Genomic DNA, 24,893 nt, shown 5'->3' with positions numbered 1-24,893 from the left:
ACTCCTGAGCGTCGGCGGAACTGCCTACGCTGGTACCCACATGGATCTTCACGAACTCGAACGGCTGCGGGAGCGGCATCCTGCTTGGCGCCTGGTGCGCATGCGGAACGCGCCGCTCGTGCTGTCCTTCCTCGGCGCCCACTTCATCGAGGCCAATCGTGGGGCGACGCCCGCGAGCGAACTCGTCGCCGAACTCGATGACGTGCTCTACGCGGTGCGCCGAAGCGAGCCCAACCGCTACCCGAGCACGCCCGGCGAGTATCTCGACGAATGGTCGGCGCCGGAACGCGGCATCCTGCGCCGGTTCTACCCGGTCGGTTCCGAAGAGGTGCACTACGATGCGACGCCGGCGTTCGAGAAGGCGTACCGGTGGGTCGAAGGACTGCAGGCGCGCGCGTTCGTCGGCACCGAGTCGCGACTGCAGACGCTCGTCGAACTGCTGCGGCAGCTCGTGCACGGTTCCGAGACCGACCCCGAAGCGCGCATCGCCGAACTCGAACGGCGCCGCGAGGCGATCGAGGCCGAACTCGCCGAGGCCCGCGTGGGCCGGTTCCCGGTGCTCGACGCGACGGCGCGTCGCGAGCGCTACCAGCAGTTCTCGGGCACGGCGCGCGAACTGCTCTCCGACTTCCGCGAGGTCGAAGACAACTTCCGGAGGCTCGATCGCTCCGCGCGGGAACGCATCGCCCGGTGGGAGGGCGGCAAGGGCGAACTGCTCGACGAACTGGTCGGCGGCCGAAGCGACATCGCCTCGTCCGACCAGGGGCGCAGCTTCCAGGCATTCAGCGATTTCCTGCGCTCGGAGGCGCGCCAGGACGAACTGGTCGACCTGCTCGCCGAGGTGCAGTCGATGGCCGACGTCGGCGCCGACCGGCGCATCGGGCGGGTGCATCACGACTGGGCCGAGGCCGCCGAGCGCACACAGGCGACGGTGCGCAGCCTCTCCGAGCAGTTCCGGCGCTTCCTCGACGAGCAGGTCTGGGTCGAGAATCGTCGGGTGCTCGACCTGGTGCGCGGCATCGAGGCATCCGCGATCGCGGTCCGTGCCGATCCGCCGCGGGGCGAGGTTATCGGCCTCGACGTCGACGAGGCGGGACTGCCGATCGCCCTGCCGTTCGAGCGGCCGCTGTACGACGCGAAGCCCGCCGTCGAGGTCGACAGCCTGATCGGGCCCGCCGATGCGCACGAACTCGAACTCGACGCGCTGCTCTCGCAGCACATCGTCGACACGGGCCGACTGGCCGAGAACATCCGGGCGATCGTGCCGCGCCGATCGAGCGTCGCGCTCGAGGCGGTGATCGAGTTCTACCCGATCGAGCAGGGCGTCGCCGAGGTGCTCGGCTACCTCTCCCTCGATCTCGACGACATCGAGGTCGGCACGGGCGAGGGCGAGTCGGTCATCGACTACCGCGACGCGGCCGGCGTCGCCCGACGAGTGAGGATGCCGAAAGTGACGGTCACCCGCCGATGAGAACCCCCGAGCAGCACGCGGTCGCCGCGGCGATCATCGTGCTCATGCGCGAGGTCGTCTACCGGGACCAGCCGTCGCACGAAACGGTGTGGGAGAGCCTGCAACGACACCGGGCCGACGTCGCCGACCACTTCGAGACGATCGGCATCGACCTCGTCGTCGACGAGACCGAGGGCTACGCGTACCTCCGCACCCGCGACGCCGTCGACGGCGAAGCGGAGCTGCCGCGCCTCATCCGGCGCCGCACCCTCACCTACAACGTCAGCCTGCTGCTCGTGCTGCTGCGCAAGCGTCTCGTCGAGTTCGAAGCCGGCGGCGGCGAGGGCAAGCTCGTGCTCGGCCGCGACCAGATCGTGGAACTGCTGCGCGTGTTCCAGGCCGACACGACCAACGAGGCGCGGCTCGTCGACCAGGTCGACGCGACGATCAAACAGGCGGCCGCACTCGGGTTCCTGCGGGAGCTCCGCGGGCAGGCCGGCGGTTGGGAGGTGCGGCGCATCCTCAAGGCGTACGTGGATGCGCAGACGCTCGCCGATTTCTCCGCCCGTCTGGCGGTTTACGCGGGCGGACCGTCCGCCGGGGCGGGCTCCGAAGCGAAGGATGCCGATGACTGACACGCTCTTCTCCGCCCTCGAGGTCGACGACGGCGCGTCACGTCGAACCGGCTACCGGCTGCGCCGCGTCGAGGTGCTCAACTGGGGCACATTCGACGGGCAGGTCTGGACGATCACTCCGGACGGCAGCACGTCGCTGCTCACGGGCGACATCGGCAGCGGCAAGTCGACGCTCGTCGACGCGATCTCGACGCTGCTGCTGCCGGCGCATCGGATCGCCTACAACAAGGCCGCCGGCGCCGACTCGAAGGAGCGTACGCTGCGCAGTTACGTCGAGGGCCACTACCGTTCCGAACGCAACGAGACGACGGGCGCATCGCGGCCGGTCGGACTGCGCGACCACCGCAGCTACTCGGTCATCCTCGGCGTGTTCGGCAACGACGGTTTCGACGAGACGGTCTCGGTCGCCCAGGTCTTTCACCAGCAGGACCGGGCCGGCCAGCCCGATCGCTTCTTCGTGACCGCCGCGCATGAGCTGACGATCGCCGGCGACTTCAGCGATTTCGGCAGCGACCTGAAGGCGCTCCGGGCGAAGCTGCGCGGCACGGGCGCCGACCTGGACACCACCTTCCCCGAGTATCAGCGCAAGATGCGGCGCCTGCTCGGCATCCGTTCCGAACAGGCGATGGAGCTCTTCCACCAGACGGTCTCGATGAAGTCGGTCGGCAACCTCAACGACTTCGTGCGCGACCACATGCTCGAACCGGCCGACGCCGCCGCCAAGATCGAGGGCGTCGTCGCCCACTTCGACGACCTGGTGGCCTCGCACGAGTCGGTACGGCGGGCCGGCCAGCAGCTCGAGCTGCTCGGCCCGCTGATCGCCGCGGCCGACCGCTTCGACGACGCAGCGGCGCGACACGGCGAGCACCTGCTCGATCGCGACAGCGTGGTGCCCTACGTGTCGGAGCGACTCGTCGACCTGCTCACGTCGGCGATCGACGAAGAGACGGCCGCACTCGACGAGCTCGACGTGCGCCGAAGCGAGTCCGTCGCGGCGCGCGAGGCACTCGTCCCCGAACGCACCCGGCTCACGCTGGCCCGAGTCGGCGTCGGCGGGGACCGCCTGCGGGAACTCGAACGCGACATCCCGCGCGCCGCCGACCTCCACGACGAGCGCGTCGAACGCCGACGGATCTTCGCGCTGCGGCTGACGGACGCAGGCCTCGCACCGGTCGAGACGGGCGAGGAGTTCCGGGAACGTCGGGCGGATGCAGCCCGCGCCGAGGACGACGCTGCGGCCGCAGCCGCTTCGCTCAAGCAGCGGCGCGACCCGCTCTTCGAGCAGCGCGCCGAGCTGCGTCGAGGCAGGAAGTCGCTCGCCGACGAACGCGACGGCCTGGAGCTTCGCCGTAACAACCTCCCCGCCGAACTCGACGCCGTGCGGCGGCGGATGACCGAGGCGCTCGGACTCGACGGCGACGACCTGCCGTTCGCCGGAGAACTGCTCGACGTGGCCGACGCGCACGCGGGGTGGCGCGGTGCGGCCGAGCGCGTACTGCGCGGCTTCGCCCTTACGATGCTCGTCGCCGATGAGCACTACGGCGCGGTCTCGCAGTGGGTCAACGACCACCGCCTGGATGCGCACCTCGTCTACCTGCGCGTGCCCGAGCGTCGCATCCGCACCATCGAGACCGACACCGGGGCCGGCCTGCGGCTGCGAGACATCCTGGAGGTCGAATCGGGCCGTTTCACGGACTACCTGCGCTCCGAGCTCGCCCGGCGCGCCGACCACCGGCTGGTCGACTCGGTCGCTGAGCTCCGCCGCGAAGACCGGGCGGTCACCCGTGAGGGGCTCGTGCGCGACCGCGACCGGCACGAGAAGGACGACCGGCGCGCCTCGACGGGGCCCCGTGCATGGGTGCTCGGGCGCGGCAGCGAAGCGAAGATCGCCGCACTCGACGCCGCGATCGCGGAGTTCGAGCACGACCTCGACCAGGTGGAAGCGGCCCTCACCGCACTCGATCAGGAGGACGATCGACTCCGGGCGCTGCAGCAGGCCCTCGCGGCGCTGGCAGCGTACTCCGCCTGGGCGGAGGTCGATTCGGCGGCCGCCGAGCAGACCCTGCACGCGCTCGAGCGAGAGCGCGACGCGCTGGTCGCCGGCTCGTCCGAACTCGCCGAGATCGATCGGCAGCTCGAGGCGCTCGAGCGCCGCGATGCCGAGCTGGGCATCGAGTTTGAGCGGATCATCGGACAGCGCAGCGCGGTCGAGGTGGGCCGTACATCGCACGAACGGCGACTCGAGCAGGAACGCGCCACCCTCGCGTTGCTCGGCGACGTCGTCCTCGCACGGGCCCGCGAGCGCGGCTCCGCCCTCGACGCCCGCACGGCCGGCGCCGCGCTGCGGACGGTGGAGGAGTGCGATGCCCTGCGGCAGCGGCTCGTCGCCGACCTCACCGCCGCCGTCGAGCAGGCGCAGAAGGAGATGAACGGCTATACGACCAGCATCCAGAGCCAGATGGGGGAGGTGCTGCGGACCTGGCCGGTCCTGCGCACCGACCTGGATGCGAGCATCCAGTCGATCGGGGCGTTCCGCGAGTTCCACGCCCGGGTGCTCCGCGACGACCTGCCCCGTTTCGAGGCGGAGTTCCGCACCCAGCTCAACACCAACGCGGTCGGCGAGCTCGCGCAGTTCTCGTCGTGGCTGCGCCGGCAGGCCGAGGAGATCCACGCCCGCGTCGATCGCATCAACGAGGCGCTCGCCGCGATCGACTACAACCCGGGCCGGATCATCGTGCTGATGGCCGAACCCACCGTCAACCAGGAGGTACGGCAGTTCCGTGCCGACCTGCGGGAGGCGACGACCGACGTGCTCGACGGGTCCGACCTCGACCTCGAGGCCAGATTCGAGCAGGTGCGAGCGATCGTCGAACGGCTCAAGGGGCGTGTAGGCCACGCCGATGCGGATCGCGCCTGGACGAAACGCGTGACCGACGTACGCGTCTGGTTCACCTTCGCCGCGAGCGAACAGGACCGGCAGACCCACGCCGAGTTCGAGCACTATACCGACTCCGACGGCAAGTCGGGCGGCCAGAAGGAGAAACTCGCCTACACGATCCTTGCGGCCTCGCTCGCCTACCAGTTCGGGCTGGAGTGGGGCGTGTCGAAGTCCCGCGACTTCCGCTTCGCGGTGATCGACGAAGCGTTCGGGCGCGGATCCGACGCCTCGACGAGGTATGCCCTCGAACTGTTCGCCAAGCTCGGGCTGCAACTGCTCGTCGTCACCCCGTTGCAGAAGGTGCACATCATCGAGCCGTACGTCGACTCGATCGGATTCGTCGACAACCCGACCGGCTCGGCCTCGCGCGTGCGTTCGCTGACGATCGAGGAGTACCGGCAGCGCCAGAGCGCGCCGGTCTCCGCATGAGCGCGAAGCGGTGGAGCACCCCGACCGACGTCGTGGCCGCGGTCCGTCGCCGCTGGAACGACGGCACGCTGCTGTGCGCCTACGCCGCCGATGCCCCGTTTCCCGAGATCGACCTGCCGCTTTCCGGCCCCACCGCCCGCACCCTCGGCGACGACGTCGAACGGGCGCGGGAGTGGGCGGCGGCCCTAGAACGGGCGGCTCGCGGCGGCCGCGCCTTCGAGCTCGTCACCGGAACCGTCGGCGGACGGGAGATCGCGCGCACCCGGTTGCCCGTTCGTGCACGCGTCGTCTCGTACGCCCAGGCGTTCGCGCTGCTCGGCACGGCTGCCGATTCGGAGCGCTACCGGTCACTCGTGGAAGAGGCGGGGGCCGGCTCCCGTGCGCAGCAGTGGGCGCTCGAGCATCCGCTGCGCGCCCTAGCCGTCGCCGACGACTGGGCGGCCATCCTCGTCGCCGTCGCACGACTCGACTCGGCCCGCGGTTCGGGGGCCTTCCTCCGCCAACTCGGCGGGCCCGGCGTGCACACGAAGCTCATCGAGTCGCGGCGCGCCGTGATCGGCGCGATCCTCGGGGTGACGACCTCGGCGAACGGGTTCCTCGACGATCTGGGGCTCGCACCCAAGCCGACGTTCGTGCGACTGCGCATCTGCGACGGCGCCTTCGGCTTCCCTGCGGGCCTCACCGACCTCTCGCTGCGCACGGGCGAGCTCGACCGGCTCGACCTCGCACCCGAACGGGCGCTCATCATCGAGAACGAGGTCACGTTCCTGAGCATGCCCGTTCCGCCGGGCGGCGTGGTGCTCTGGGGCAAGGGGTACGACGTGCACGAGCCTGCGAGCCTCGGCTGGCTGCGGCGGACGCCCGTCTCCTACTGGGGTGACCTCGACACCCACGGTTTCGCGATCCTGAACCGGGTGCGCACGCACCTGCCGCAGACGACGTCGCTCCTCATGGACCGCGGGACGCTGCTGACCCACGAGGACCGGTGGGGGCGGGAACCTGCACCCATCACTGCGGCACTCCCGACCCTGACCGACGCCGAGTCGGCACTCTACGAGGACCTTGTGACCGACCGGTTCGGTGCAGCTGTCAGGCTCGAGCAGGAACTCATCGACTGGAAGTGGGTGGATGCGGCGCTCGTGGTCGAGCAATGAAGGTGCCGGGCCCTCCACGCTGACGGCGCTGGACCGGCCACGGAACCCACCGGCCGCCTTTCGGGAGCCGCTTCTTGGCCGCGCGCAACCGTTCGCTCGGGAGGTCGTTCGCGCGACTGCGGCCGGACCGCATGCCGACGCCGGGTTCCTCGACTCGGTATTCGATCCATCGAGAGAAGCTGTCGACGTGCTCGGAGTACCCGCCGCTGACCACCATCCGTACCGTCCACTCCAGCTCTTCGGCGAGCCCCGCGACATCCTCGTCGCAGGCATCGCACGCACACACCGGGAAGGAGAAGTCGTGAAGCACGCCGGCGTGCAGGTACGTACCCGGGTATGCGGTCAGCACGAACGTCAGCGGCGCAGCGTCGGGGCAGCGCGGCATCAGCCGCACCGTCCGGGTCGCTTCCCCGGGATCGAGGCGCATGTCCGAGGCGGCTTCGACGTCGTCGAGGATGTCGACGTCGAAGGTCTCCTGCAGCCACGCGATGAGTGCCGTTGCGATCGAGTGGAGCGGCTCGAAGCGGTCGAGATTGCTGGTGCGCGAGTATGCGTCCTCCGGCGGAGACCCGCCATGCCAACGGCTGCCGTACGGAATGGGCTCGCCGTGCTCGTCGCGATAGTCGAGCTCGGGGAGGATCGGACGACGGTACCCGGTCATCGCTCGACCCGCAGGCTCTCACCGCACGAGCCATGTGACCGCGGCAGTATCGTAGGCACGCAACGAGCCTACGGCGAGGTCGGTGTCCGTGTGGTCGGGCGGTATCGGCAGGAGTTGGATCTCCCGCCCGCCGGCCGGGCGACCGCCCTGAAGCCGTCACGTGAGATCCCGCCGCAGTGGTGCGAACACGGCGACGAGCGCCGCGGCCGCCGCATACCCCACGAGGATCGCGGCGCCCAGCGCCGGCGAGGCCATCGGTGCCTGTGCCAGGGCGGTCTGGTGTGCGATCGCATCCGTGAGGAAGTCGAACCTCGTCAGCGAGGCCGTTGCCCCGCCGGGCAGGAACGGATAGAACGCATTGACCCCGGGGATCAGCATCAGGAGGTATTCCGCGAACAGGAAGTAGCCGACCACGACTCCGATCGCGACGAGCGGCGAGCGCGCCAGCGCGCCGATGCCGACGCCGAGCAGCATGTAGGCGGTCGCGGCGAGCGCGAGCTGGGCGAGTGCCGGTGCCAGATCGGCCGGGGCGACTCCCAACGGCACCCCGCGCATCCATGTTGCGACGGTCAGGGCGAGCAGGGCGGATGACGAGAGCACCGCCCCGTATACGAGTCCCAGCATGGTGTAGACGGCGAGCTTGGCGGTGAGGACTCGGCCGCGGCGCGGCACGGCCAGGAACGTCGTGCCGATCGTGCGGTGCCGGTACTCGCTCGTGATCGCGACGGTGCCGATCAGGGCGGGGACGAAGAGCAGGACGGTTCCGATGCCGAGCACGAATCCGACGCCTTCGGGGGTGTCGATGTCCGGCATCGGCGGTTGGGCGTTCTGCGGTCCGGTGAGCGCGAGGAGGAGGGTCGTTCCTCCTCCGCAGGCGAGTGCGATGAGCGTCGACCACAGCAGCACGCCGGTGGCGCGCAATCGTATGAATTCTCCGCGGATGACGTTCACGGGCGGCCTCCGTTCTGCGTCAGACGCAGGAAGGCGTCCTCGAGGGGTGCGTCATGCGTCACGAGGTCTTCGAGCCGGCCCGCCCAGACGGTGCGGCCGCGGTCGATGAGGGTGACGTCGTCGACCGTGTGCTGGACGTCGTGGAGCACATGGCTGGAGAGCAGCACCGCGCCGCCGGCGTCCGCGAACCCGCGGAGGAACGAGCGAAGCCAGGCGATGCCGCCCGGGTCGAGGCCGTTCGACGGTTCATCGAGGACGAGGATGTCGGGGTCGCCGAGCATGGCCGTGGCGAGTGCAAGGCGCTGGCGCATTCCGGTGGAGAACGTGCCGATCCGTCGATCGGCATAGGGTTCTGCTCCCACGAGCGCGAGCACGTCGTCGACTCGGGATCGTGCCGCCCCGCCGAGCGCCGCATTGGTGCACAGGTGAGCGCGTGCGGTCATGCGCGGGTGCGCCGAGGCGATGTCCAGCACGGCACCGACCCTCGTTCCGGGTGCGTAGAGACGCGCGTAGGGCCGGCCGGCGATGAGCGCCTCGCCGGCGTCCGGGCGGATCAGGCCGAGCAGCGCGCGCATCAGGGTGGATTTGCCGGCTCCGTTCGGGCCGAGGAAGCCGACGACGCGCCCGAACTCGACCCGCACGCCCACATCCTCCAGGGCGACGACCGTGCCGAAGCGCTTGGACAGGCCTCTGACCTCGATCGCCGCGCTCACGGGCGCACCTCGGATCGCAGCGTGGCCGCGATGGTTTCCGCATCGCGGGTGCTCAGCAGGATCTCGTCGAAGCCGACCATGGCCCGGTCGACGGCGATCCGCAGCAGCGGGTGCCCGCGTTCCATCGACACGAGGCGCCGCATTCCCGAGGGGTGCGTGAAGGTTCCCAGCTTGCGGTATCCGGAGACGACGAGGCCGGATCGGATGCCGAGGATCTCCGAGGTCCAGCCCGGCCCGATCGAGACCTGGCGGATCGCCGCCCTCGGGATCATGAACTCGCGCCGGCCCGTCATGAGCGCTTCCCAGCCGGGGAACTGCACGTGCACTCCCGCTCGGTCGCATGCGACGTTCGTCATCGTGCTCTCCTCGGTCGCTAGGATTGGAATCGTATTGAGAACATTATCAGTGTGAGAACAATAAGGAGTCAAGGTGTCGGACGAACCCGCGCTGGCGGATGTCGTGCTGCACCCGGTTCGGCTGCGGATCATCCAGCAGCTCGGCGGGCGCGACCGCACGACCGCGCAGCTGCGCGACGCGCTCCCGGATATCGCGCAGGCCACGCTCTATCGCCACGTCGCCGCGCTGCTGGATGCCGGCGTCGTCACCGTCGTCGATGAGCGCCGCTCCCGAGGCGGCGTCGAACGAACCCTGGCGCTGGGGGAGCGCATGGCCGCCGTCGACCAGGCCGAACTGCTCGCCATGGGCGGCGCTCAGCTCCGCACGGCCTTTCTGAACTTCCTGGGGGACATCACCGGCGACTTCGACCGATTCCTCGGCGCCGATACCGAGCAGTCGCGCGAACTGGTGGGCTTCGCCAGAACGCCGCTCTACGTGAACACCGAGGATCTCGCCGCCATCCAGGCAGGCCTCGCAGAGCTCCTCGCCCCCTACCTGACGGAACGGGCCGACGGCAGGAGGCGCGTGAACCTCGCCACGATCCTCCTTCCCGAACCGTCAGACCCGAACTCCCGCAGGGTCGGCGAGTAGTTCTCCGAAGGCGAGCTCGGCGGGGCCGACGAGCATGAGGCGCGAGCGCAGGTGGGCGCGTTCGAGCCGGATGGTGCGGCCCTCGGCGCCGAGGGGGTGCACGCGTACCGCCTCGGCGAGCCGCTCGCGGCTGACCGAGAGCAGGACGCCGAGGTAGCCGGCGAGCACGACCGTCTCGGGGCTGAACGCGTTCACGAAGTTCGTCAGCGCGGTCGAGAGCACCTCGACCTGCCGGGCGACCTCGCGCAGCACGGCCGGGTCGCGGACGACGCCGAGCTCGACGTCCAGCTCGTCCTCGTCGAGTTTGCGGCGGCCGAGGAGCGGCTCCAGCAGGTCGGGGGTGACCTCGGCTTCCAGGCATCCGCGCCGGCCGCAGAGGCAGGTGCGCCCGCGCGGGTCGATCACGGTGTGCCCGAGCTCGCCGGCATACCCCGAGGTGCCGCGGAGCATGGTGCCGTCCATGATGAGCCCCCCGCCGATGCCGCGCAGCGCCCCGCCGAGGTAGAGCAGGTTGCGGGCGCCGCGCGCGACCCCGAACCGTGATTCGGCCAGGGCGCCGATGCTGGCGTCGTTGCCGGCGACGACCGGCAGGCCCAGTTCGTCGCTCAGACGTGCTGCGACGGGATCGCGTTTCCATCCCATGGTCGGCGCCACGAGCACGGAGCCGTTGGCGTTGACGAGCCCGGGCACCGCGAGCCCGGCGCCGACGACGCGGTAGTGGCGATCCATGTCGGCGCGCATGGCATCCACCGACGAGGCGGCGATCTGCACGGCGCGGCGGGGGCCCGGCGGCTTGGCGATATCGTGCCGGCGCCTGGCGTGCACCGTGCCGCCGAGCCCCACCAGGGCGACGGTGACCGCCTGCGGTTCGATGCGGATGCCGAGGGCGGCGACCCGGTCGTCGACCTGCAGCTCGACGGTGGGGCGGCCGACGCGGCCGGTCGGGGCGCCGGCGGGCAGTTCCCGAACCAGACCGAGTTCCATGAGGTCGGCGACGAGGTTGGTGATGGTCGAGCGGTTCAGCCGCGTGGCCGTGCCCAGCTGCGCTCGCGAGTGGGTTCCCTCCGAGTGGAGCAGCGTGAGCACGGCCGAGAGATTCTGCCGCCGGATGACGTCGTTCGTCGTGCGCGCCGCCTGCGGCGTGCCGGGGCTCGCCGTGTCGAAGGCGGTCGGTGGCATGCGTTCCTCAGAGACCGCCGTTGCGGCGCTTGTTGAAGATGTCGAACGCGACCGCGAGCAGCAGCACGATGCCCTTGATCGCCATCTGCCAGGCGGCGTCGACGCTGAGGATCGACAGGCCCATGTTCAGCACGCCCATGACGAGACCGCCGATGACGGCGCCGACGACGGTGCCGATGCCGCCCTGCACCGCCGCGCCGCCGATGAAGACGGCGGCGATCGCGTCGAGTTCGTAGTTCTGGCCGGCCGAGGCGACGGCGCTGCCGGCGCGGGCGGTGCTCACCACGGCGGCCAGGCCCGCGAGCACGCCCATGTTCACGAAGACGAAGAAGTTGACCCACTTGGTCTTCACCCCGCTCATCACGGCGGCGAACATGTTGCCGCCCATGGCGTACACGTGGCGGCCGAACACGGTGCGGTTCAGCACGAAGGTGTACGCCAGCACGAGCACGGCGAGGATGATGAGCACGATCGGGGTGCCGTTGTAGCCGGCGAGGGTCCACGCCGTGGCCATGATCGCCACGACGGCGATCGCGTTCTTCAGCCAGAACGAGCCGGCGACCTCGCGGGGCAGCTCGAGGCGGCGCAGCTGGGAGCGGGTGCGCAGCTGCTGGGCGAGGAGCGCGACGCTTGCGAGCAGGCCGATCACGAGGGTCAGGGCGTCGCGGTCCACGATGTAGCCGAAGACGGCGGGCAGCCAGCCGGCGCCGATCGCGGTGAACCCGTCGGGCAGGCCGCTGATGGTGCCGCCCGTGAGCAGCACCAGGGTGAGGCCGCGGAAGAGCAGCATGCCGGCGAGGGTGACGATGAACGCGGGGATGCCGATGAAGGCGACCCAGAAGCCCTGCCAGGCGCCGACGGCGGCGCCCACGACGAGGGCGAGCACGACGGCCGCCCACCAGGGCAGGCCCCAGTCGTTCATCGAGATCGCCGCGATCGCGCCGACCATGGCGACCACGGAACCGACCGACAGGTCGATGTGGCCGGCGATGATGACCATGACCATGCCGATCGCGAGGATCAGCACGTAGGCGTTCTGCTGGATGAGGTTGTTGACGTTGCCGGGCAGGAGCAGCCGGCCGCCGGTGAGCACCTGGAACAGCACGATGATGATGACGAGGGCCGCGAGGATGCCGTACTGCCGGAAGTTGATGCGGGAGAGGAGGCTGCGCTTCTTCTTCGCCGGCGGCGGCGTGTCCACGGTCTGGGTGGATGCGGTGGTCATGGGACTTCAGCTCCTTCCGGCGGTCATGTACCGCATGAGCGTTTCCTGGGTCGCGTCTTCGCGGCTCACTTCGCGGGTGATGCGTCCCTCCGAGATGGTGTAGATGCGGTCGGAGAGCCCGATGACCTCGGGCAGCTCCGACGAGATGACGATGACGGCTTTGCCCTGGGCGGCGAGCTCGTTGATGATGCCGTAGATCTCGTACTTCGCGCCGACGTCGATGCCGCGGGTGGGTTCGTCGAGGATCAGGATGTCGGGCCCGGTGAACATCCACTTCGAGAGCACGACCTTCTGCTGGTTGCCGCCGGAGAGTTTTCCGGTGATCGCGGCGACGCTGGGGGCTTTGACGTTCATTTTGTAGCGGTACGAGTCGGCGACCTTGTACTCCCGGAACCGGTCGACGACGCCGAGCCGTGCGAGCCGGGCCAGAGCGGCGGCCGACACGTTCATCTGGATGTCGCCGATGAGGTTCAGGCCGTAGCGTTTGCGGTCTTCGGTGGCGTAGGCGATGCCGTTCCGGACCGCCGAGTCGACGGTGCGCACGTCGATCGCCTCGCCGTTCTTGTAGGCGGTGCCGGAGATGCCCGTGCCGTACATGCGGCCGAAGATGCTCATGGCGAGTTCGGTGCGCCCGGCGCCCATGAGGCCGGCGAAGCCGACGATCTCTCCGGCGCGTACCGAGAAGCTCGCGTCGTCGATGACGATTCGCTCGGTGTCGACCGGGTGGTGCACCGTCCAGTGCTCGACGCGGAACAGTTCCTCGCCGATGTCGGGTTCGCGCGGCGGGAACAGGCTGTTCAGGTCGCGCCCGACCATGGCGCGGATGATGCGGCCCTCGTCGGTGGCCGGGTCGTCGCGATCCATCGTCTCGATGGTGCGCCCGTCGCGGATGACCGTGATCCGGTCGGCGATCCGCAGCACCTCCTTGAGCTTGTGGGAGATGATGATGCTCGTGATGCCCTGCTCGCGCAGCTGCGCGATGAGGTCGAGCAGGTGGGCGGAGTCGCCGTCGTTCAGAGCCGCGGTCGGTTCGTCGAGGATCAGCAGCTTCACGTCTTTGGCGAGGGCCTTGGCGATCTCGACGAGCTGCTGCTTGCCGACGCCGAGTTCGTAGATCTTCGTCGCCGGGTTCTCGTCGAGGCCGACGCGTTTCAGGAGTTCGGCGGCGCGGCTGTTGGTGCGGTTCCAGTCGACGATGCCGCGGGTGGCGACCTCGTTGCCGAGGAAGATGTTCTCGGCGATCGACAGGTAGGGGCTGAGGGCCAGCTCCTGGTGGATGATGACGACGCCGGCCGCTTCGCTGTCGTTGATCGAACGGAAGGCGACCTCTTCGCCCTCCAGTTCGATGCTGCCCTCGAAGTCGCCTGCGGGGTAGACCCCCGAGAGCACTTTCATGAGGGTGGATTTGCCGGCGCCGTTCTCGCCGCAGATCGCGTGCACTTCGCCGGGCTGCACCGCGATCGAGACGTTCGAGAGCGCGGGGATACCGTTGAACGACTTCGAGATCCCGTTCATCCGAAGGATCGGTTCGGTCATTGCTGCCTCTTCTCGTCGCGGTCCGCGACGGTCGAGCGGCGGGCGGGCGCGATCCCGTGCCCACCCGCCGCGATCGGATCAGAGCCCGACGTCGGATGCCTTGAGGAACCCGGAGTCGATCAGCTTCTCCTGCACGGTGTCCGCGGTCACGACCTCGGGCGTCAGCAGGTAGGAGGGCACGACCTTCTTGCCGTTGTCGTAGCTCTCGGTGTCGTTGACCTCGACCTCCTCGCCGGCGGTGATCGACTGGATCATCTCGAAGACCCGCTCGCCGAGCGCACGGGTGTCCTTCCAGACGGTCATGGCCTGCAGGCCGTCGAGGATGGCCTTGACGTTGGCCTTGTCCGCGTCCTGACCGGTGATGATCGGGTACCCGTCGCCGGCGGCGTAGCCGGCCGACTTCAGCGAGGCCTCGATGCCGATGGCGAGGCTGTCGTTGGGGGAGAGGACGACGTCGACCTTCGTGCCGTCGCCGTAGAAGGAGGACAGGCGGTTGTCCATCTCGGCCTGCGACTTGTCGGAGGCCCAGCCCTGGATGCCGATGCTCGCCCAGTCGTCGTCGTTCGCCGGTGCCTTGCCGCTGGGCACGACGAGCTTGCCGCCTTCGATGTAGGGCTGGAGCACGTCCCAGGCGCCGGCGAAGAAGAACTTCGCGTTGTTGTCGTCGGGGCTGCCGGCGAAGGGCTCGAGGTTGAACGGGCCGGCGCCGTCGGCGAGACCGAGCTGCTCCTCGATGAACTGGCCTTGGAGCTGGCCGACCTCGTAGTTGTCGAAGGTGGCGTAGTAGTCGACGTTCTCGCTGCCGTTGATGAGGCGGTCGTAGGCGATGACGGTCGCGTCCTGCGCCTTGGCCTCTTCGAGGACCGGGCCGAGGGTCGAGCCGTCGATGGCGGCGATCACGAGGATCTTGGCCCCGCCGGCGATCTGGTTCTGGATCTGGCTGATCTGCTGGTCGGTCTTGTTGTCGGCGTACTGCAGGTCGACCGTGCAGCCGGCCTCCTTCAGCTCGGCCTGGAGCTGCTCGCCGTCGTTGATCCAGCGCTCGAGGCTGCGGGTGGGCATCGTGATGCCGACGTTGCAGTCGGCGCTGCCGGCTTCGCTGCCGCCGCCGCTCTTGGTGGACGAACAAGCGGCGAGGCTCAGGGCCATCGCCGTCACGGCGACGGCCGTGATGAGCTTCTTCTTCATCGTGATCTGCGTTTCCTCTCTGAATCGCAGGGACTGTGCCCGAGGGGCCCGGCGGCCGATGCCGGCGCCGGCGGTCGGGTTCGTCGTCGTCCCGGCTCCTGTGTGCGGTGCCGCCCGCAATTATGACGGCTCCGACAACATATAGCGATTCGGGATGTTTGTCTATCACTGCAACATATTCGTGATGTCCGCTCCGCGATGCCGACGGCGGCACGCGATCTGCCGCACGTGCCGGATGGTGATGGCCCAACCGTCGAATGTAGGTTAGGCTCTCCTAACGTGACCACTGCCACCGCCCTCGCCGACGAACTGCACGGCGAATCCCTCGCGCTGAGCTACGGCCGCACCCGTGTCGTCCACGAGGTCTCGCTGCACCTGCGCCCCGGCGTGGTCACCGCCCTCGTCGGGCCGAACGGCAGCGGCAAATCCACCGCGCTTCGAGCCCTCGCCCGCCTGCACCGGATCGACGCCGGAACCGTCCGCGTCGGCGGCTCCGACGCCCAGCGGGATGCGGCATCCCTCACGGCGAAGGAGTTCGCCCGCACCGTGGCGATGCTCTCGCAGTCCCGCCCGCACCCGTCGGGGCTCGAAGTCCGCGACGTCGTCGCATACGGCCGCCACCCGCACCGCGGGCGCTTCGCCGGCCTCAGCGACACGGATCGCACCGCCATCGACGACGCCCTCGAGCTCACCGGCCTCGTCGACATGGCCCACCGCGCCGTCGACGAGCTGTCGGGCGGCGAGCTGCAACGCGTGTGGCTGGCCACCGCCCTGGCCCAGAGCACGGGCATCCTGCTGCTCGACGAACCCACCAACCACCTCGACCTCCGATATCAGGTCGAAACGCTCGACCTCGTCTGCGATCTCGCCGATCGCGGCACCGCGGTCGGAGTCGTCCTGCACGACCTCGACCACGCCGCATCCATCGCCGACGAAGTCGTGCTCATGCATCACGGTCGTGTGCGCGCAGCCGGCAACCCCGCCGACGTGCTCACCACCTCGCACCTGACCGAGGTGTACGGCCTGCCGATCGACGTCGCCTCCGACCCTGACACGGGTCGCGTGCGCGTCGCCCCGCGAGGCCGGCACCACGAGCGCGCACGCCTCCGGCACGCCGCGACCGTCTGACCCCCCCATGTCGCCGGGCGAACCCGGCGACCCGAACCCTGGAGCCCCCCGATGAAGAAGCCCCTCGCCTCCCTCGCCGCCTGCGGCGCCCTCGCGCTCGCCCTCACGGCGTGCGGCACCACGCAGACCTCCTCATCCGAGTCCGCCGCCCCGGCGCCCGGGTCGCCGAGCGCCGGCTGCGCGGACGACACGACCGCGACCTCTACCGGCCCGGTCGTGCTCGAAGACGACTTCGGCCGCACCGTCGAACTCGACGAGCCGGCCGCGAAGGTCGCCGTCCTCGAATGGCAGCAGATCGAAGACGTCCTCACTCTCTGCCTCACCCCGGTGGCCGTCGCCGACGCCGACGGGTACCGCACCTGGGACACGGCCGAGGAACTCCCTGCGAGCGTGAAGGACGTCGGCACCCGGCAGGAGCCGAACCTCGACGCCCTGTTCGCAGCCGAGCCCGACCTGGTGATCGTCGAGGCGGGCACCCGCGACGACGCGATCATCGGGCAGCTGGAGGAGTACGGGGTGCCCGTGATGGCGACCATCGGCGCCGACGCCGAAGACCCCATCGCGCAGATGCTCGGCACCTTCGACCTGATCGCCCAGGCGACGGGACGCGAAGAGCGCGCCGCGGTCGTCACGGACGAATTCGAGCAGTACCTCGCCGACGCCAAGGCCGCCGTCGCCGACGCGAACCCCGAGGTGACCGAGTTCGTCTTCTTCGACGGCTGGGTCGACGGCGGGAACGTCTCGCTCCGGCCGTTCGGCCAGGGATCCCTGATCGGCGAACTCGGCGAGGAGCTCGGCCTGACCAACGCCTGGACCGGCGAGGTCGATGCCGCATACGGCCTCGGCCAGACCGACATCGAAGGCATGACCACCATCGGCGACGCGAACCTCTACTACACCGGGACGGCGGATCCCGATTCCGAGAGCTTCGTCGACGCCGCCGCGAAGAACCCCGCGTGGGCCTCGATCCCGGCCGTTTCGGAGGGGCGGATCAAGCCGTTCCCGCCCGGGATCTGGACCTTCGGCGGCCCGCGTTCCGCGGAGCAGATCATCGACGCCTACGTCGACGTCATCACGAAGTGACGCGGAGGAGTCGGTGATCGGGCAAGATGCGGTCGCGCCCCCGGCATCCACCGGCCCCGCCCGCGACGCGCGCGGCGGCACCGCCTCCGCCGTCGGCGTGCTCGGCGCCCTGCTCGTCGTGCTCGTCGCATCCGGTGCCTGGCATCTGACCCAGGGCACGAGCGGTGCGCTGCTCGCCGACCCCGAGATCCTCTTCGGCTCCCGCCTGCCCCGGCTCGCGGCCGGCGTCGCCGTCGGCATCGGGCTCGGGGTCGCCGGGCTCGTCATGCAGTCGCTCTCCCGGAACCCGCTCGCCTCGCCCGACACGCTCGGCGTGACCGCCGGATCGTACTTCGCCGTCACCGCGATCACCGCGTTCGGGGCGACCGTGCCGTTCTGGGCGTCGGGGCTCGTGGCGTTCCTCGGCGGGCTGTTCGCCGCGGCCCTCGTCCTCGGCCTGGCCGGCGGGGCGGCCTCGTCCACGACACGGCTCGTGCTCGCCGGCTCCGCACTGGCCATGGCGCTGCAGGCCGGCACATCCACCCTGCTCGTGCTGTTCGACGAGGAGACGAAGGGCCTCTTCGCCTGGGGGAGCGGCAGCCTCTCCCAGCTCGGGATCGAAAGCTTTCTGCGGGCGGCGCCGGTCGTGCTCGTCGCCGTGGTGCTCGTCATCCTCCTCGCCCGCCGCTTCGACGTCCTCGCGCTCGGCGACGACACGGCGGCCTCGCTCGGCGTGCCGATCCGCTCGACCCGCATCCTCGGCATCCTCCTGTCCGTGCTGCTCACCGCCGCCGCCGTGACCCTCGCCGGCCCGGTGGGATTCGTCGGCCTCTGCGCGCCCGTGCTCACGCGACTGCTCTCGCGCGTGGTGCCCGCGCTCGGCCGGCACGCGCTGCTGATCCCCGCATCGGGGCTCGTGGGCGCCGTCGTCGTGATCCTCTCCGATGCCGTGCTGCGTGCCGTCATCGGGCCCGAGGGGGCGCTTTCGGTGCCGACGGGCGTGGCCACGACGATCCTCGGGGCGATCGTGCTGATCGCGATGGCCAGACGCCTGCGGGACGCGGGCCCGACCCGGCGCCCGCCGACCATCCGCTTCGGGGTGCGCAGCACCCGCCGCTTCGTGATCGTGCTCGTCGCCGGGGCTGCGGCCGTCGTCGCCGTCGTGATCGTCGGCCTGCTGGTCGGCAGCACCCCGCTGCTGACCGGCGACATCCTGCTGTGGATGCGGCACGAGGCACCGCCGCTGGTGGCGTTCGCCCTCGACGAGCGCAGCCCCCGGGTGATCGCGGCCGTGCTGGCGGGCGCCGCGCTCGCCCTGGCCGGCACCGTCACCCAGGCGGTCAGCCGCAATCCGCTCGCCGAACCGGGCCTCCTCGGCATCACCGGCGGGGCCGGTCTCGGCGCGGTGCTCGTTGTCACGAGCGCGGCGGCCAGCACCTTCGGCATGGTGGTCGCCGCCATCGTCGGCGCGCTGGCCTCCTTCGTCCTCGTGTACGGTCTGGCGTGGCGCGGCGGGCTCAGCGCCGATCGCTTCATCCTGATCGGCATCGGCGTCTCGTACGGCGCCACGGCGCTGACCACGTTCGTGCTGCTGCGCTCCAACCCCTGGGACACGCCGAAGATCTACACCTGGCTGTCGGGCACGACCTACGGTCGCATCTGGGAGCAGGTCATCCCCGTGGCGATCGTGCTGCTCATCGTGCTCCCGTTCGTGATCTCGCGGCGCCGCGAACTCGACATCGTCGCCATGGACGAGGACACGCCGCGTCTCGTCGGCATCCGGCTGGAACGCACCAGGCTCGCCCTGCTCACCGGTGCGGCGCTCCTCGCGGCCCTCAGCGTCGCGGCCGTCGGCGTGATCGGGTTCGTCGGCCTGGTCGCCCCGCACGCCGCGCGAGCCCTCGTCGGGGCGAGGCATGCCCGCGTCGTTCCGGTGGCGGTGCTGCTCGGCGCAGCGCTCGTCGGCGTCGCGGATGCCGTCGGGCGGACCGTCCTCGCTCCGGCGCAGTTGCCGGCGGGCCTCGTCGTCGCCATGCTCGGCGCGCCCTACTTCGTCTGGTTGCTCTGGCGGTCGCGGGACGCGTGAGCCCGCGTCGCGGTCGCTGAGCCGCGCGAGAGAGGCGAATCCGGAACGCGGAAACGCACTACGATCGTCGCGCGGGCCGGGGCACGAACCACCCCTGCGGCACGGCCGCCGGCCGCGGAGAGGAGCGCCGTGAGCGCCGGAGAGATTCTGCGCCTGAACGCTGTCGACGTCGTGCGGAACGGGCGGGCGATACTCTCCGGCGTCGAACTCGCCGTGCATGCGGGGGAGCATTGGGCCCTCATCGGCCCGAACGGCGCCGGCAAGAGCACGATCCTCAGCCTGTGCGGCGCCGTACAGCACCCCACCCGGGGAACGGTCGCCGTGCTCGGCCACCGGCTCGGCCGCGTCGACATCCGCACCCTCCGCGAATCCATCGGGCACGTCGATCCGCGCCACGCCGTGCGTTCGGCGCTCACCGCCCGCGACGTCGTCCTCACCGGCGCGACCGGCACGAGCGAACGCATGCTCCGCTGGGAGCCGGATGCCGCGCTCATCGCCCGGGCCGACGAGCTCCTCGAACGCCTCGGGCTCGGCGCGCTCGCCGATGCCGCCTGGCCGACGATGTCGCAGGGGGAGCGCGGCCGCACGCTCATCGCCCGCGCCCTGCTCGCCGATCCGCCCCTGCTGTTGCTCGACGAACCTTCCACCGGGCTCGATGTCGCCGCCCGCGAGCAGCTTCTGGACACCGTCGACGGCCTGCACCGTGCCGAACCCGAACTCGCGAGCATCCTCGTCACGCACCACCTCGAAGAGCTGCCGGAGACGACGACGCACGCGGTGCTCGTCTCCGGCGGGCGGATCCTCGCCGCCGGGCCCGCGCAGGAGGTGCTGACGACCGAGCTGGTGAGCGGATGCTTCGCCTCCCCGATCCGCATCACGCACGAGGACGGCCGTTGGCGGGCCCGTGCAGACCGGCCGAGGCGTCCGAAGGACGCCGGCGGCGCTGGGACCGAGGCCGTCGCTTCGTCCGCTCCGCGACGATGAACCCCTGCCTGCGGGCCCCCGGATCGGTGCGTGCGTCGGCGTGCGTCACCGCGAAACCGGCCGCTTCGACCCGCGCGGCCAGGGCGCCCAGCGGCCAGAAACCGGCGGTGGCGACGGCATGGTCGAACGGTACGAGCTCGAGCCCTTCGAAGAAGCCGAGCGCGACGCTGCCGCCGGGCCGGAGGGCCCGCGCGAATTCCGCGAGCGCGGTCGAGGCGTTCGGCGAGATCGGCGCGGCCGCACCGGCCGACCGCGACGCGACCCTCGTTCGCATACGGCGAGGCTAGAGCATGCCTCGTCGCCGGTGTCAGTCAGCGGCCGGTGCGACGAGTCCGCGTGCCGCGAGCAGCGGCATCACGCGCTCGCAGACGAGACGGACCGAGGTCGTGTCGCCGGGGAAGGCGACGAAGCCGTCGATCGCGCCGGCCTCGACGCGTTCGGCGATCGAGGCCGCGGCGTCGTCGGGCGTGCCGACGACGCTCCAGTGCAGCTCGGGCGGGGCGGCGGATGCGAGTCGTTCGCGACGACGGGCCCCGTCGAACGGCGAGCGGATGCCGCGGGCGGCCTCCACGGCATCGCGGCGCGACTCGGCGAGCACGAGGCTGAGACCGGCGAGGACGCGCACGGCGCCCGCCCGGCCGGCGGCGGTGGCGAGTTCGCGGAGCCGGGACCGTTCGGCGACGGCCGCGTCCGCATCCGGGGCGGCCGTGAACACGTAGTCTGCCCGCTCGGCCGCGAAGGCGAGCCCGGCGGGAGAGGCGCCGGCCTGCAGCAGCGGCAGCCGCCCCGGCTGCACGCTCGGCGTCGGCAGCGGCCCGGCGACGCGGAAGAACTCGCCCTCGTGGTCGATCGGCCGCATCCGCTCGGGGTCGACGAAGACGCCCGCCTCGCGATCCGCGACGACGGCGTCGGCGGGGAAGGACGCCCGTAGGGCTTCGACGACGTCGACGAACTCGGCTGCGCGCCGCCATCGCCCCTCGGAGTCGGCCGTGCGCGGGGTGTGGAAGTTGCCGTCGCCGTCGAGCGAGGTCACGATGTTCCAGCCGACGCGGCCGCCGGTCAGCTGCTCGAGCGAGACGAGCCTGCGGGCGGCATCGAAGGGCTCGGCGAAGGTCGCCGACACGGTGGGCACGAAGCGGATGCGCGTCGTCGCCGCCGCGAGCGAGGCGGCCTGCACGACGGGGTCGAGGCCGAGCCGGTCGGGTGCGGTCGCCGCCCGCACCGGGTCGACGGCGAGCGCGTCGGGCCGGAAGGCGAGATCGAAACCCGCGGCGTCTGCGGCCCGGACGGCGTCGGCGACGGCGCCTCCGGCGAAGAGCTCCTCGACGCCGCTGCCGGGCCGCCGCCAGGCGTGCCCGCGCAGCCATGTCGGGGCGAGGCCGAAGGCGGTCGTGAGGGGTGCGGATGCCGTCATGCGGCGCCCCGGCCGGCATCCGCCGCGGCCGCAGCCGCGGTCCCGGAAGCGGCCCCGGCAGCGGCCCCGGCCGCCTCGTCGAGGCTCGCGATCGGGACGATGAGCGGCGTGCCCGTGACGGGGTTCTCCTGCACGAGGGCGCGCACGCCGAAGGCCCGGGCGATGAGCTCCTCGGTCATGATCTCGCGGGGTGCGCCGGCTGCGAGCACGGTGCCGTCGCGCATGACGACGAGGTGGTCGGCGTAGCGGCAGGCCTGCTCGAGGTCGTGCAGCACGAGGGCGACCGTGCGGCCCTGCTCGCGGTTCAGGCGGTGGCAGAGTTCGAGCACTTCGAGCTGGTGGGCGATGTCGAGGTAGGTGGTCGGCTCGTCGAGGAGGAGCACGGGGGTGTCCTGTGCGAGCAGGAGCGCGAGCCAGGCCCGCTGCCGCTGCCCGCCGGAGAGTTCGGCGAGGGGCCGGTCGGCCAGTTCGGCGGTCGAGGTGGCGGCGAGGGCGCGGTCGACGGCTGCGGCGTCTTCGGCCGACCATTGCTGGAGCATCCGCTGGTGGGGGTGCCGGCCGCGGGCGACGAGTTCGGCGACGGTGAGGCCGCCGGGGGCCGTCGAGCTCTGCGGCAGCAGGCCGACGCGTTTGGCGAGCTCCTTCGGCGAGAGGCGGCGCACATCCCGGTCGTCGAGCAGCACCCGGCCGGCTTTCGGGGCGAGGAGGCGGGCCATCGCCCGCAGCAGCGTGGACTTGCCGCAGGCGTTCGGGCCGACGATCGCGGTGACCTTGCCGGCCGGGAGGGCGACGCTGAGATCCGTGGCGACGGTGCGCTGTTCGTAGCGCAGTTCGAGGGACTCGGCGGTGAGGGCGAGCCCGGGCCGTGCGTGCACGGCTTGCGCGTCGGTGGATGCGGTATCGGCGGTGGGCATGGCGTCCTTTCGGGATGCGCGTGGCGCGTGGGAGGCGCGTCGGGCGCGGGCGGCGGTGCGGCTCATACCTTCGCCCGATTCCGCCCGGGCAGCAGCAGCCAGATGAGGTAGAGGCCGCCGACGATGCCCGTCATGCGCCCGATGGGCACCTGGAAGGCGACCGGCAGCAGCCGGGTCACGACGTCGGCGATCGTCAGCAGCAGGGCGCCCATCGCCGCGGACCCCCAGACGGGCACGCCCGCCGAACGGTTCAGGCGCCGGACGAGTTGCGGGGCGGCGAGGGCGACGAAGGCGATGGGGCCGACGGCGGCGGTCGCGGCGGCGGTCAGGAGCACGGCGAGGGCGACGAGGAGCAGGCGGGTGCGTTCGACGGGCACGCCGAGCTGGCTGGCGAGGTCGTCGCCGAGCTCCATGAGGTTCGCGCGGCGGATCAGCGCGGCGATCGCCGGCAGCAGCACGATGACGGCGATGAGCACGGGCACGGCGTGCTCCCAGGTGCGGGCGTCGAGGGATCCGGAACGCCACAGGTTCGCTTCGACGGCCCGTTCGAGGTCGCCCTTGACGAGGAGGAGGTCGTTCACGGCAGCCATGATCGCGCCCACGCCGATGCCGACGAGCACGAGGCGGCTGCCGCCCATGCTGCCGCCGCGGCTGGAGAGCAGCACGACGACGCCGGCGGTGGCGATGCCGCCGACGGCGGCGCCGAGGGCGACCTGCACGGCGTCGCCGTCGAAGAGGACGATCTGGGCGATGGCGCCGGTGGCGGCGCCGGTGGTGAAGCCGATGACGTCGGGGGAGCCGAGGGCGTTGCGCGAGAGCGACTGGAAGACGGCGCCGGCGACGCCGAGTGCGGCTCCGGCGGCGAGGGCGGTGACCGCTCGCGGCAGGCGGATGCCCTGGGCGACGCGCACCTGGCGGGCGTCGTCGGCGAAGCCGAGGACGGCGGCCGGCACCTCGGCGAGCGGGATGCCGAGGGTGCCGACGGCGAGGCCTGCGGCGGCGGCGAGGATCGCGGCGGCGGCGAGGGCGGCCGTCACGATCGCCGAGCGGGGGTGGACGAGGATCGCGGCGCGGCCGATGCGGACGACGATACGGCCGCCGGGGGCGCGGCGGGGCCGGGCGGCCGGGGAATCGGCGGCCGGGGATGCGGGCCGGGTACCTGCGGTGCTCATCCGAGCACCAGCTTCCGCCGGCGCACGAGGGCGATGAAGAAGGGCCCGCCGAGGATGGCGGCCATGATGCCGACGCCGACTTCGCCGGGGAGGGCGACGACTCGGCCGAGGACGTCGGCGACGAGCAGGAAGAGGGCGGCGATGAGCGCGGCGGCCGGCAGCATCCGCCGGTGGCCGGACCCGACGAGGGCGCGGGCGACGTGCGGGGCGGTGAGCCCGATGAAGGCGACGGGGCCGGCGGCGGCGGTGGCCCCGCCGGCCAGCAGCACGATGCCGAGGCCGGCGGCCGTCCACAGCAGGCCGGGGCGGACGCCGAGGGCGCGGGCGACGTCGGGCCCGAGAGCGGCGGCGTCGAGCGAGCGGGCCAGGATCACGGCGATCACGAGGCCGGCGGCCACGAGCAGCCCGGCCGGCACGAGGACGTCGAGGTCGCGGCCCTGCAGCGATCCGATCATCCAATTGCGGTAGCGGTCGAAGAGGTGTTCGTCGGCGTTGACGACGATGATGTGCATGAGGGCGCCGAGGACGACGCTGGTCGCGGCGCCGGCGAGGACGAGGCGGATGGGATCCATGCCGCGCCTCGCGCCGCCGAGCACGAGCACGGCCGCGCCGGCGACGGCCGCGCCGGCGACGGCGAAGACGAGGTAGCCGGCCGGTGCCGTGACGCCGAAGGCGGTGATGGCGATCGCGACGGCCGCCGCGGCGCCGGCGTTCACGCCGAGCAGCCCGGGTTCGGCGAGGGCGTTGCGGGTGATCGACTGCATGAGGACGCCGGCGGCGCCGAGCGCGGCGCCGACGATGAGGGCGAGGAAGGCGCGGGGCAGGCGCCGGAGGACGATGAGCAGGTGCGCGTCGTCGGTGGGGTCGAAGGCCATGATGGCCTGCCAGACGGTGGCGGGGGAGTAGAGGGTGGTACCGACGGTGGTGCTGAGCACCGCGAGGGCGATGCTGGCGGCGACGGCGAGCACGCCGACGCCGATCGCGATGGCGGCCGCCCCGGGCCGCGCGAGCGGCCGGGGCGGTGCCGGGGCGGCGGGCGGCGCATCGGGTGCGGCCGCCGCCGTCGCGATCGGCGTCGACGTCACGG

Annotated in this window: 21 protein-coding genes; 9 read left to right on the top strand and 12 right to left on the bottom strand. The window is 71.4% G+C overall.

Going from position 1 to position 24,893, the window contains the following annotated elements; all coding sequences use genetic code 11:
* Window positions 1-40: 40 nt before the first annotated feature.
* From G127AT_RS01515 to G127AT_RS01500, 4 genes are read left to right on the top strand one after another with little or no spacing between them, the layout of a single operon-like run.
* Entirely contained in the window at window positions 41-1,471 is a 1,431-nt protein-coding gene (locus G127AT_RS01515) for a DUF3375 domain-containing protein (protein ID WP_210899104.1), read from the top strand.
* Complete coding sequence (locus G127AT_RS01510) at window positions 1,468-2,085, top strand: DUF4194 domain-containing protein (protein ID WP_210899102.1); 618 nt, start codon at window positions 1,468-1,470, stop codon at window positions 2,083-2,085. The genes G127AT_RS01515 and G127AT_RS01510 overlap by 4 nt, the downstream gene beginning before the upstream one ends.
* Complete coding sequence (locus G127AT_RS01505) at window positions 2,078-5,452, top strand: ATP-binding protein (protein WP_210899101.1); 3,375 nt, start codon at window positions 2,078-2,080, stop codon at window positions 5,450-5,452. The genes G127AT_RS01510 and G127AT_RS01505 overlap by 8 nt, the downstream gene beginning before the upstream one ends.
* Window positions 5,449-6,606: a Wadjet anti-phage system protein JetD domain-containing protein gene (locus G127AT_RS01500; protein ID WP_210899099.1), complete on the top strand. Its 1,158-nt coding sequence runs from the start codon at window positions 5,449-5,451 to the stop codon at window positions 6,604-6,606. Before G127AT_RS01505 ends, G127AT_RS01500 begins: the two co-directional genes overlap by 4 nt.
* Here the strand turns inward: G127AT_RS01500 and G127AT_RS01495 are convergent.
* From G127AT_RS01495 to G127AT_RS01480, 4 genes are all read right to left on the bottom strand, one after another.
* Window positions 6,560-7,267 (bottom strand): DUF6226 family protein, encoded by a 708-nt coding sequence (locus tag G127AT_RS01495; RefSeq protein ID WP_210899097.1) that lies wholly within the window; start codon window positions 7,265-7,267, stop codon window positions 6,560-6,562. The two genes, G127AT_RS01500 and G127AT_RS01495, sit on opposite strands and share 47 nt — an antisense overlap.
* A 156-nt stretch (window positions 7,268-7,423) precedes the next feature.
* Window positions 7,424-8,218: an ABC transporter permease gene (locus G127AT_RS01490; protein ID WP_210899095.1), complete on the bottom strand. Its 795-nt coding sequence runs from the start codon at window positions 8,216-8,218 to the stop codon at window positions 7,424-7,426.
* On the bottom strand, window positions 8,215-8,931 hold the full coding sequence (locus G127AT_RS01485) for an ABC transporter ATP-binding protein (protein WP_210899093.1): 717 nt from the start codon (window positions 8,929-8,931) through the stop codon (window positions 8,215-8,217). The genes G127AT_RS01490 and G127AT_RS01485 overlap by 4 nt, the downstream gene beginning before the upstream one ends.
* On the bottom strand, window positions 8,928-9,287 hold the full coding sequence (locus tag G127AT_RS01480) for a hypothetical protein (protein WP_210899091.1): 360 nt from the start codon (window positions 9,285-9,287) through the stop codon (window positions 8,928-8,930). The genes G127AT_RS01485 and G127AT_RS01480 overlap by 4 nt, the downstream gene beginning before the upstream one ends.
* Window positions 9,288-9,360: 73 nt before the next feature.
* On the opposite strand from G127AT_RS01480, the gene G127AT_RS01475 reads away from it, so the two are divergent.
* Window positions 9,361-9,918 carry a helix-turn-helix domain-containing protein gene (locus tag G127AT_RS01475; RefSeq protein WP_210899089.1) on the top strand — a complete coding sequence of 186 codons (558 nt, stop codon included), beginning with the start codon at window positions 9,361-9,363 and terminating at the stop codon, window positions 9,916-9,918.
* On the opposite strand, the gene G127AT_RS01470 is transcribed toward G127AT_RS01475, so the two are convergent.
* The 4 genes from G127AT_RS01470 to chvE all read right to left on the bottom strand — a co-directional run bounded on the left by G127AT_RS01470 (window position 9,886) and on the right by chvE (window position 15,046).
* On the bottom strand, window positions 9,886-11,097 hold the full coding sequence (locus tag G127AT_RS01470; RefSeq protein ID WP_210899087.1) for an ROK family protein: 1,212 nt from the start codon (window positions 11,095-11,097) through the stop codon (window positions 9,886-9,888). The genes G127AT_RS01475 and G127AT_RS01470 overlap by 33 nt on opposite strands.
* Window positions 11,098-11,104: 7 nt before the next feature.
* Window positions 11,105-12,322, bottom strand: a complete 1,218-nt coding sequence (gene mmsB, locus G127AT_RS01465; protein WP_210899085.1) for a multiple monosaccharide ABC transporter permease — start codon at window positions 12,320-12,322, stop codon at window positions 11,105-11,107.
* A gap of 6 nt (window positions 12,323-12,328) precedes the next feature.
* The gene (gene mmsA / locus G127AT_RS01460; protein WP_210899083.1) at window positions 12,329-13,858 is read right to left on the bottom strand and encodes a multiple monosaccharide ABC transporter ATP-binding protein; all 1,530 of its coding nucleotides are present in this window, start codon (window positions 13,856-13,858) and stop codon (window positions 12,329-12,331) included.
* A gap of 78 nt (window positions 13,859-13,936) precedes the next feature.
* Window positions 13,937-15,046 carry a multiple monosaccharide ABC transporter substrate-binding protein gene (chvE, locus tag G127AT_RS01455; RefSeq protein ID WP_210899081.1) on the bottom strand — a complete coding sequence of 370 codons (1,110 nt, stop codon included), beginning with the start codon at window positions 15,044-15,046 and terminating at the stop codon, window positions 13,937-13,939.
* Window positions 15,047-15,325: 279 nt separating this feature from the next.
* Here chvE and G127AT_RS01450 point away from each other — a divergent pair, with 279 nt between their 5' ends.
* From G127AT_RS01450 to G127AT_RS01435, 4 genes are all read left to right on the top strand, one after another.
* Complete coding sequence (locus tag G127AT_RS01450; protein ID WP_244857679.1) at window positions 15,326-16,174, top strand: ABC transporter ATP-binding protein; 849 nt, start codon at window positions 15,326-15,328, stop codon at window positions 16,172-16,174.
* A 51-nt stretch (window positions 16,175-16,225) separates the two neighbouring features.
* Entirely contained in the window at window positions 16,226-17,257 is a 1,032-nt protein-coding gene (locus tag G127AT_RS01445) for an ABC transporter substrate-binding protein (protein WP_210899077.1), read from the top strand.
* 13 nt (window positions 17,258-17,270) lie between these two features.
* Window positions 17,271-19,322: an iron ABC transporter permease gene (locus tag G127AT_RS01440; protein ID WP_342344051.1), complete on the top strand. Its 2,052-nt coding sequence runs from the start codon at window positions 17,271-17,273 to the stop codon at window positions 19,320-19,322.
* Window positions 19,323-19,451: 129 nt separating this feature from the next.
* Window positions 19,452-20,306 carry an ABC transporter ATP-binding protein gene (locus tag G127AT_RS01435; RefSeq protein WP_210899075.1) on the top strand — a complete coding sequence of 285 codons (855 nt, stop codon included), beginning with the start codon at window positions 19,452-19,454 and terminating at the stop codon, window positions 20,304-20,306.
* A gap of 307 nt (window positions 20,307-20,613) precedes the next feature.
* Here the strand turns inward: G127AT_RS01435 and G127AT_RS01430 are convergent, their stop codons facing one another.
* The 4 genes from G127AT_RS01430 to G127AT_RS01415 form a co-directional block, all read right to left on the bottom strand.
* Window positions 20,614-21,720: an LLM class flavin-dependent oxidoreductase gene (locus tag G127AT_RS01430; protein WP_210899073.1), complete on the bottom strand. Its 1,107-nt coding sequence runs from the start codon at window positions 21,718-21,720 to the stop codon at window positions 20,614-20,616.
* A complete protein-coding gene (locus tag G127AT_RS01425) occupies window positions 21,717-22,634 on the bottom strand; it encodes an ABC transporter ATP-binding protein (protein ID WP_210899071.1) in 918 nt (305 codons plus the stop codon). Before G127AT_RS01425 ends, G127AT_RS01430 begins: the two co-directional genes overlap by 4 nt.
* A 62-nt stretch (window positions 22,635-22,696) precedes the next feature.
* Window positions 22,697-23,806 carry a FecCD family ABC transporter permease gene (locus G127AT_RS01420; protein WP_210899069.1) on the bottom strand — a complete coding sequence of 370 codons (1,110 nt, stop codon included), beginning with the start codon at window positions 23,804-23,806 and terminating at the stop codon, window positions 22,697-22,699.
* The gene (locus tag G127AT_RS01415) at window positions 23,803-24,891 is read right to left on the bottom strand and encodes a FecCD family ABC transporter permease (RefSeq protein WP_210899067.1); all 1,089 of its coding nucleotides are present in this window, start codon (window positions 24,889-24,891) and stop codon (window positions 23,803-23,805) included. The genes G127AT_RS01420 and G127AT_RS01415 overlap by 4 nt, the downstream gene beginning before the upstream one ends.
* Between the last annotated feature and the right edge of the window lie 2 nt (window positions 24,892-24,893).

The organism is Agromyces archimandritae (genome assembly GCF_018024495.1).
Taxonomy (GTDB): Bacteria; Actinomycetota; Actinomycetes; order Actinomycetales; family Microbacteriaceae; genus Agromyces; species Agromyces archimandritae.
The sequence above is the reverse complement of the archived record's forward strand: the minus strand, read 5'-3'. Positions and strand labels throughout refer to the sequence as shown.

Bases quoted from the DNA above. Each gene is read 5' to 3' on its own strand.
- G127AT_RS01515 (WP_210899104.1), top strand. From the start codon at position 41: ATGGATCTTCACGAACTCGAACGGCTGCGGGAGCGGCATCCTGCTTGG.
- G127AT_RS01510 (WP_210899102.1), top strand. From the start codon at position 1,468: ATGAGAACCCCCGAGCAGCACGCGGTCGCCGCGGCGATCATCGTGCTC.
- G127AT_RS01505 (WP_210899101.1), top strand. From the start codon at position 2,078: ATGACTGACACGCTCTTCTCCGCCCTCGAGGTCGACGACGGCGCGTCA.
- G127AT_RS01500 (WP_210899099.1), top strand. From the start codon at position 5,449: ATGAGCGCGAAGCGGTGGAGCACCCCGACCGACGTCGTGGCCGCGGTC.
- G127AT_RS01495 (WP_210899097.1), bottom strand. From the start codon at position 7,267: ATGACCGGGTACCGTCGTCCGATCCTCCCCGAGCTCGACTATCGCGAC.
- G127AT_RS01480 (WP_210899091.1), bottom strand. From the start codon at position 9,287: ATGACGAACGTCGCATGCGACCGAGCGGGAGTGCACGTGCAGTTCCCC.
- G127AT_RS01470 (WP_210899087.1), bottom strand. From the start codon at position 11,097: ATGCCACCGACCGCCTTCGACACGGCGAGCCCCGGCACGCCGCAGGCG.
- mmsB (WP_210899085.1), bottom strand. From the start codon at position 12,322: ATGACCACCGCATCCACCCAGACCGTGGACACGCCGCCGCCGGCGAAG.
- mmsA (WP_210899083.1), bottom strand. From the start codon at position 13,858: ATGACCGAACCGATCCTTCGGATGAACGGGATCTCGAAGTCGTTCAAC.
- chvE (WP_210899081.1), bottom strand. From the start codon at position 15,046: ATGAAGAAGAAGCTCATCACGGCCGTCGCCGTGACGGCGATGGCCCTG.
- G127AT_RS01445 (WP_210899077.1), top strand. From the start codon at position 16,226: ATGAAGAAGCCCCTCGCCTCCCTCGCCGCCTGCGGCGCCCTCGCGCTC.
- G127AT_RS01430 (WP_210899073.1), bottom strand. From the start codon at position 21,720: ATGACGGCATCCGCACCCCTCACGACCGCCTTCGGCCTCGCCCCGACA.
- G127AT_RS01425 (WP_210899071.1), bottom strand. From the start codon at position 22,634: ATGCCCACCGCCGATACCGCATCCACCGACGCGCAAGCCGTGCACGCA.
- G127AT_RS01420 (WP_210899069.1), bottom strand. From the start codon at position 23,806: ATGAGCACCGCAGGTACCCGGCCCGCATCCCCGGCCGCCGATTCCCCG.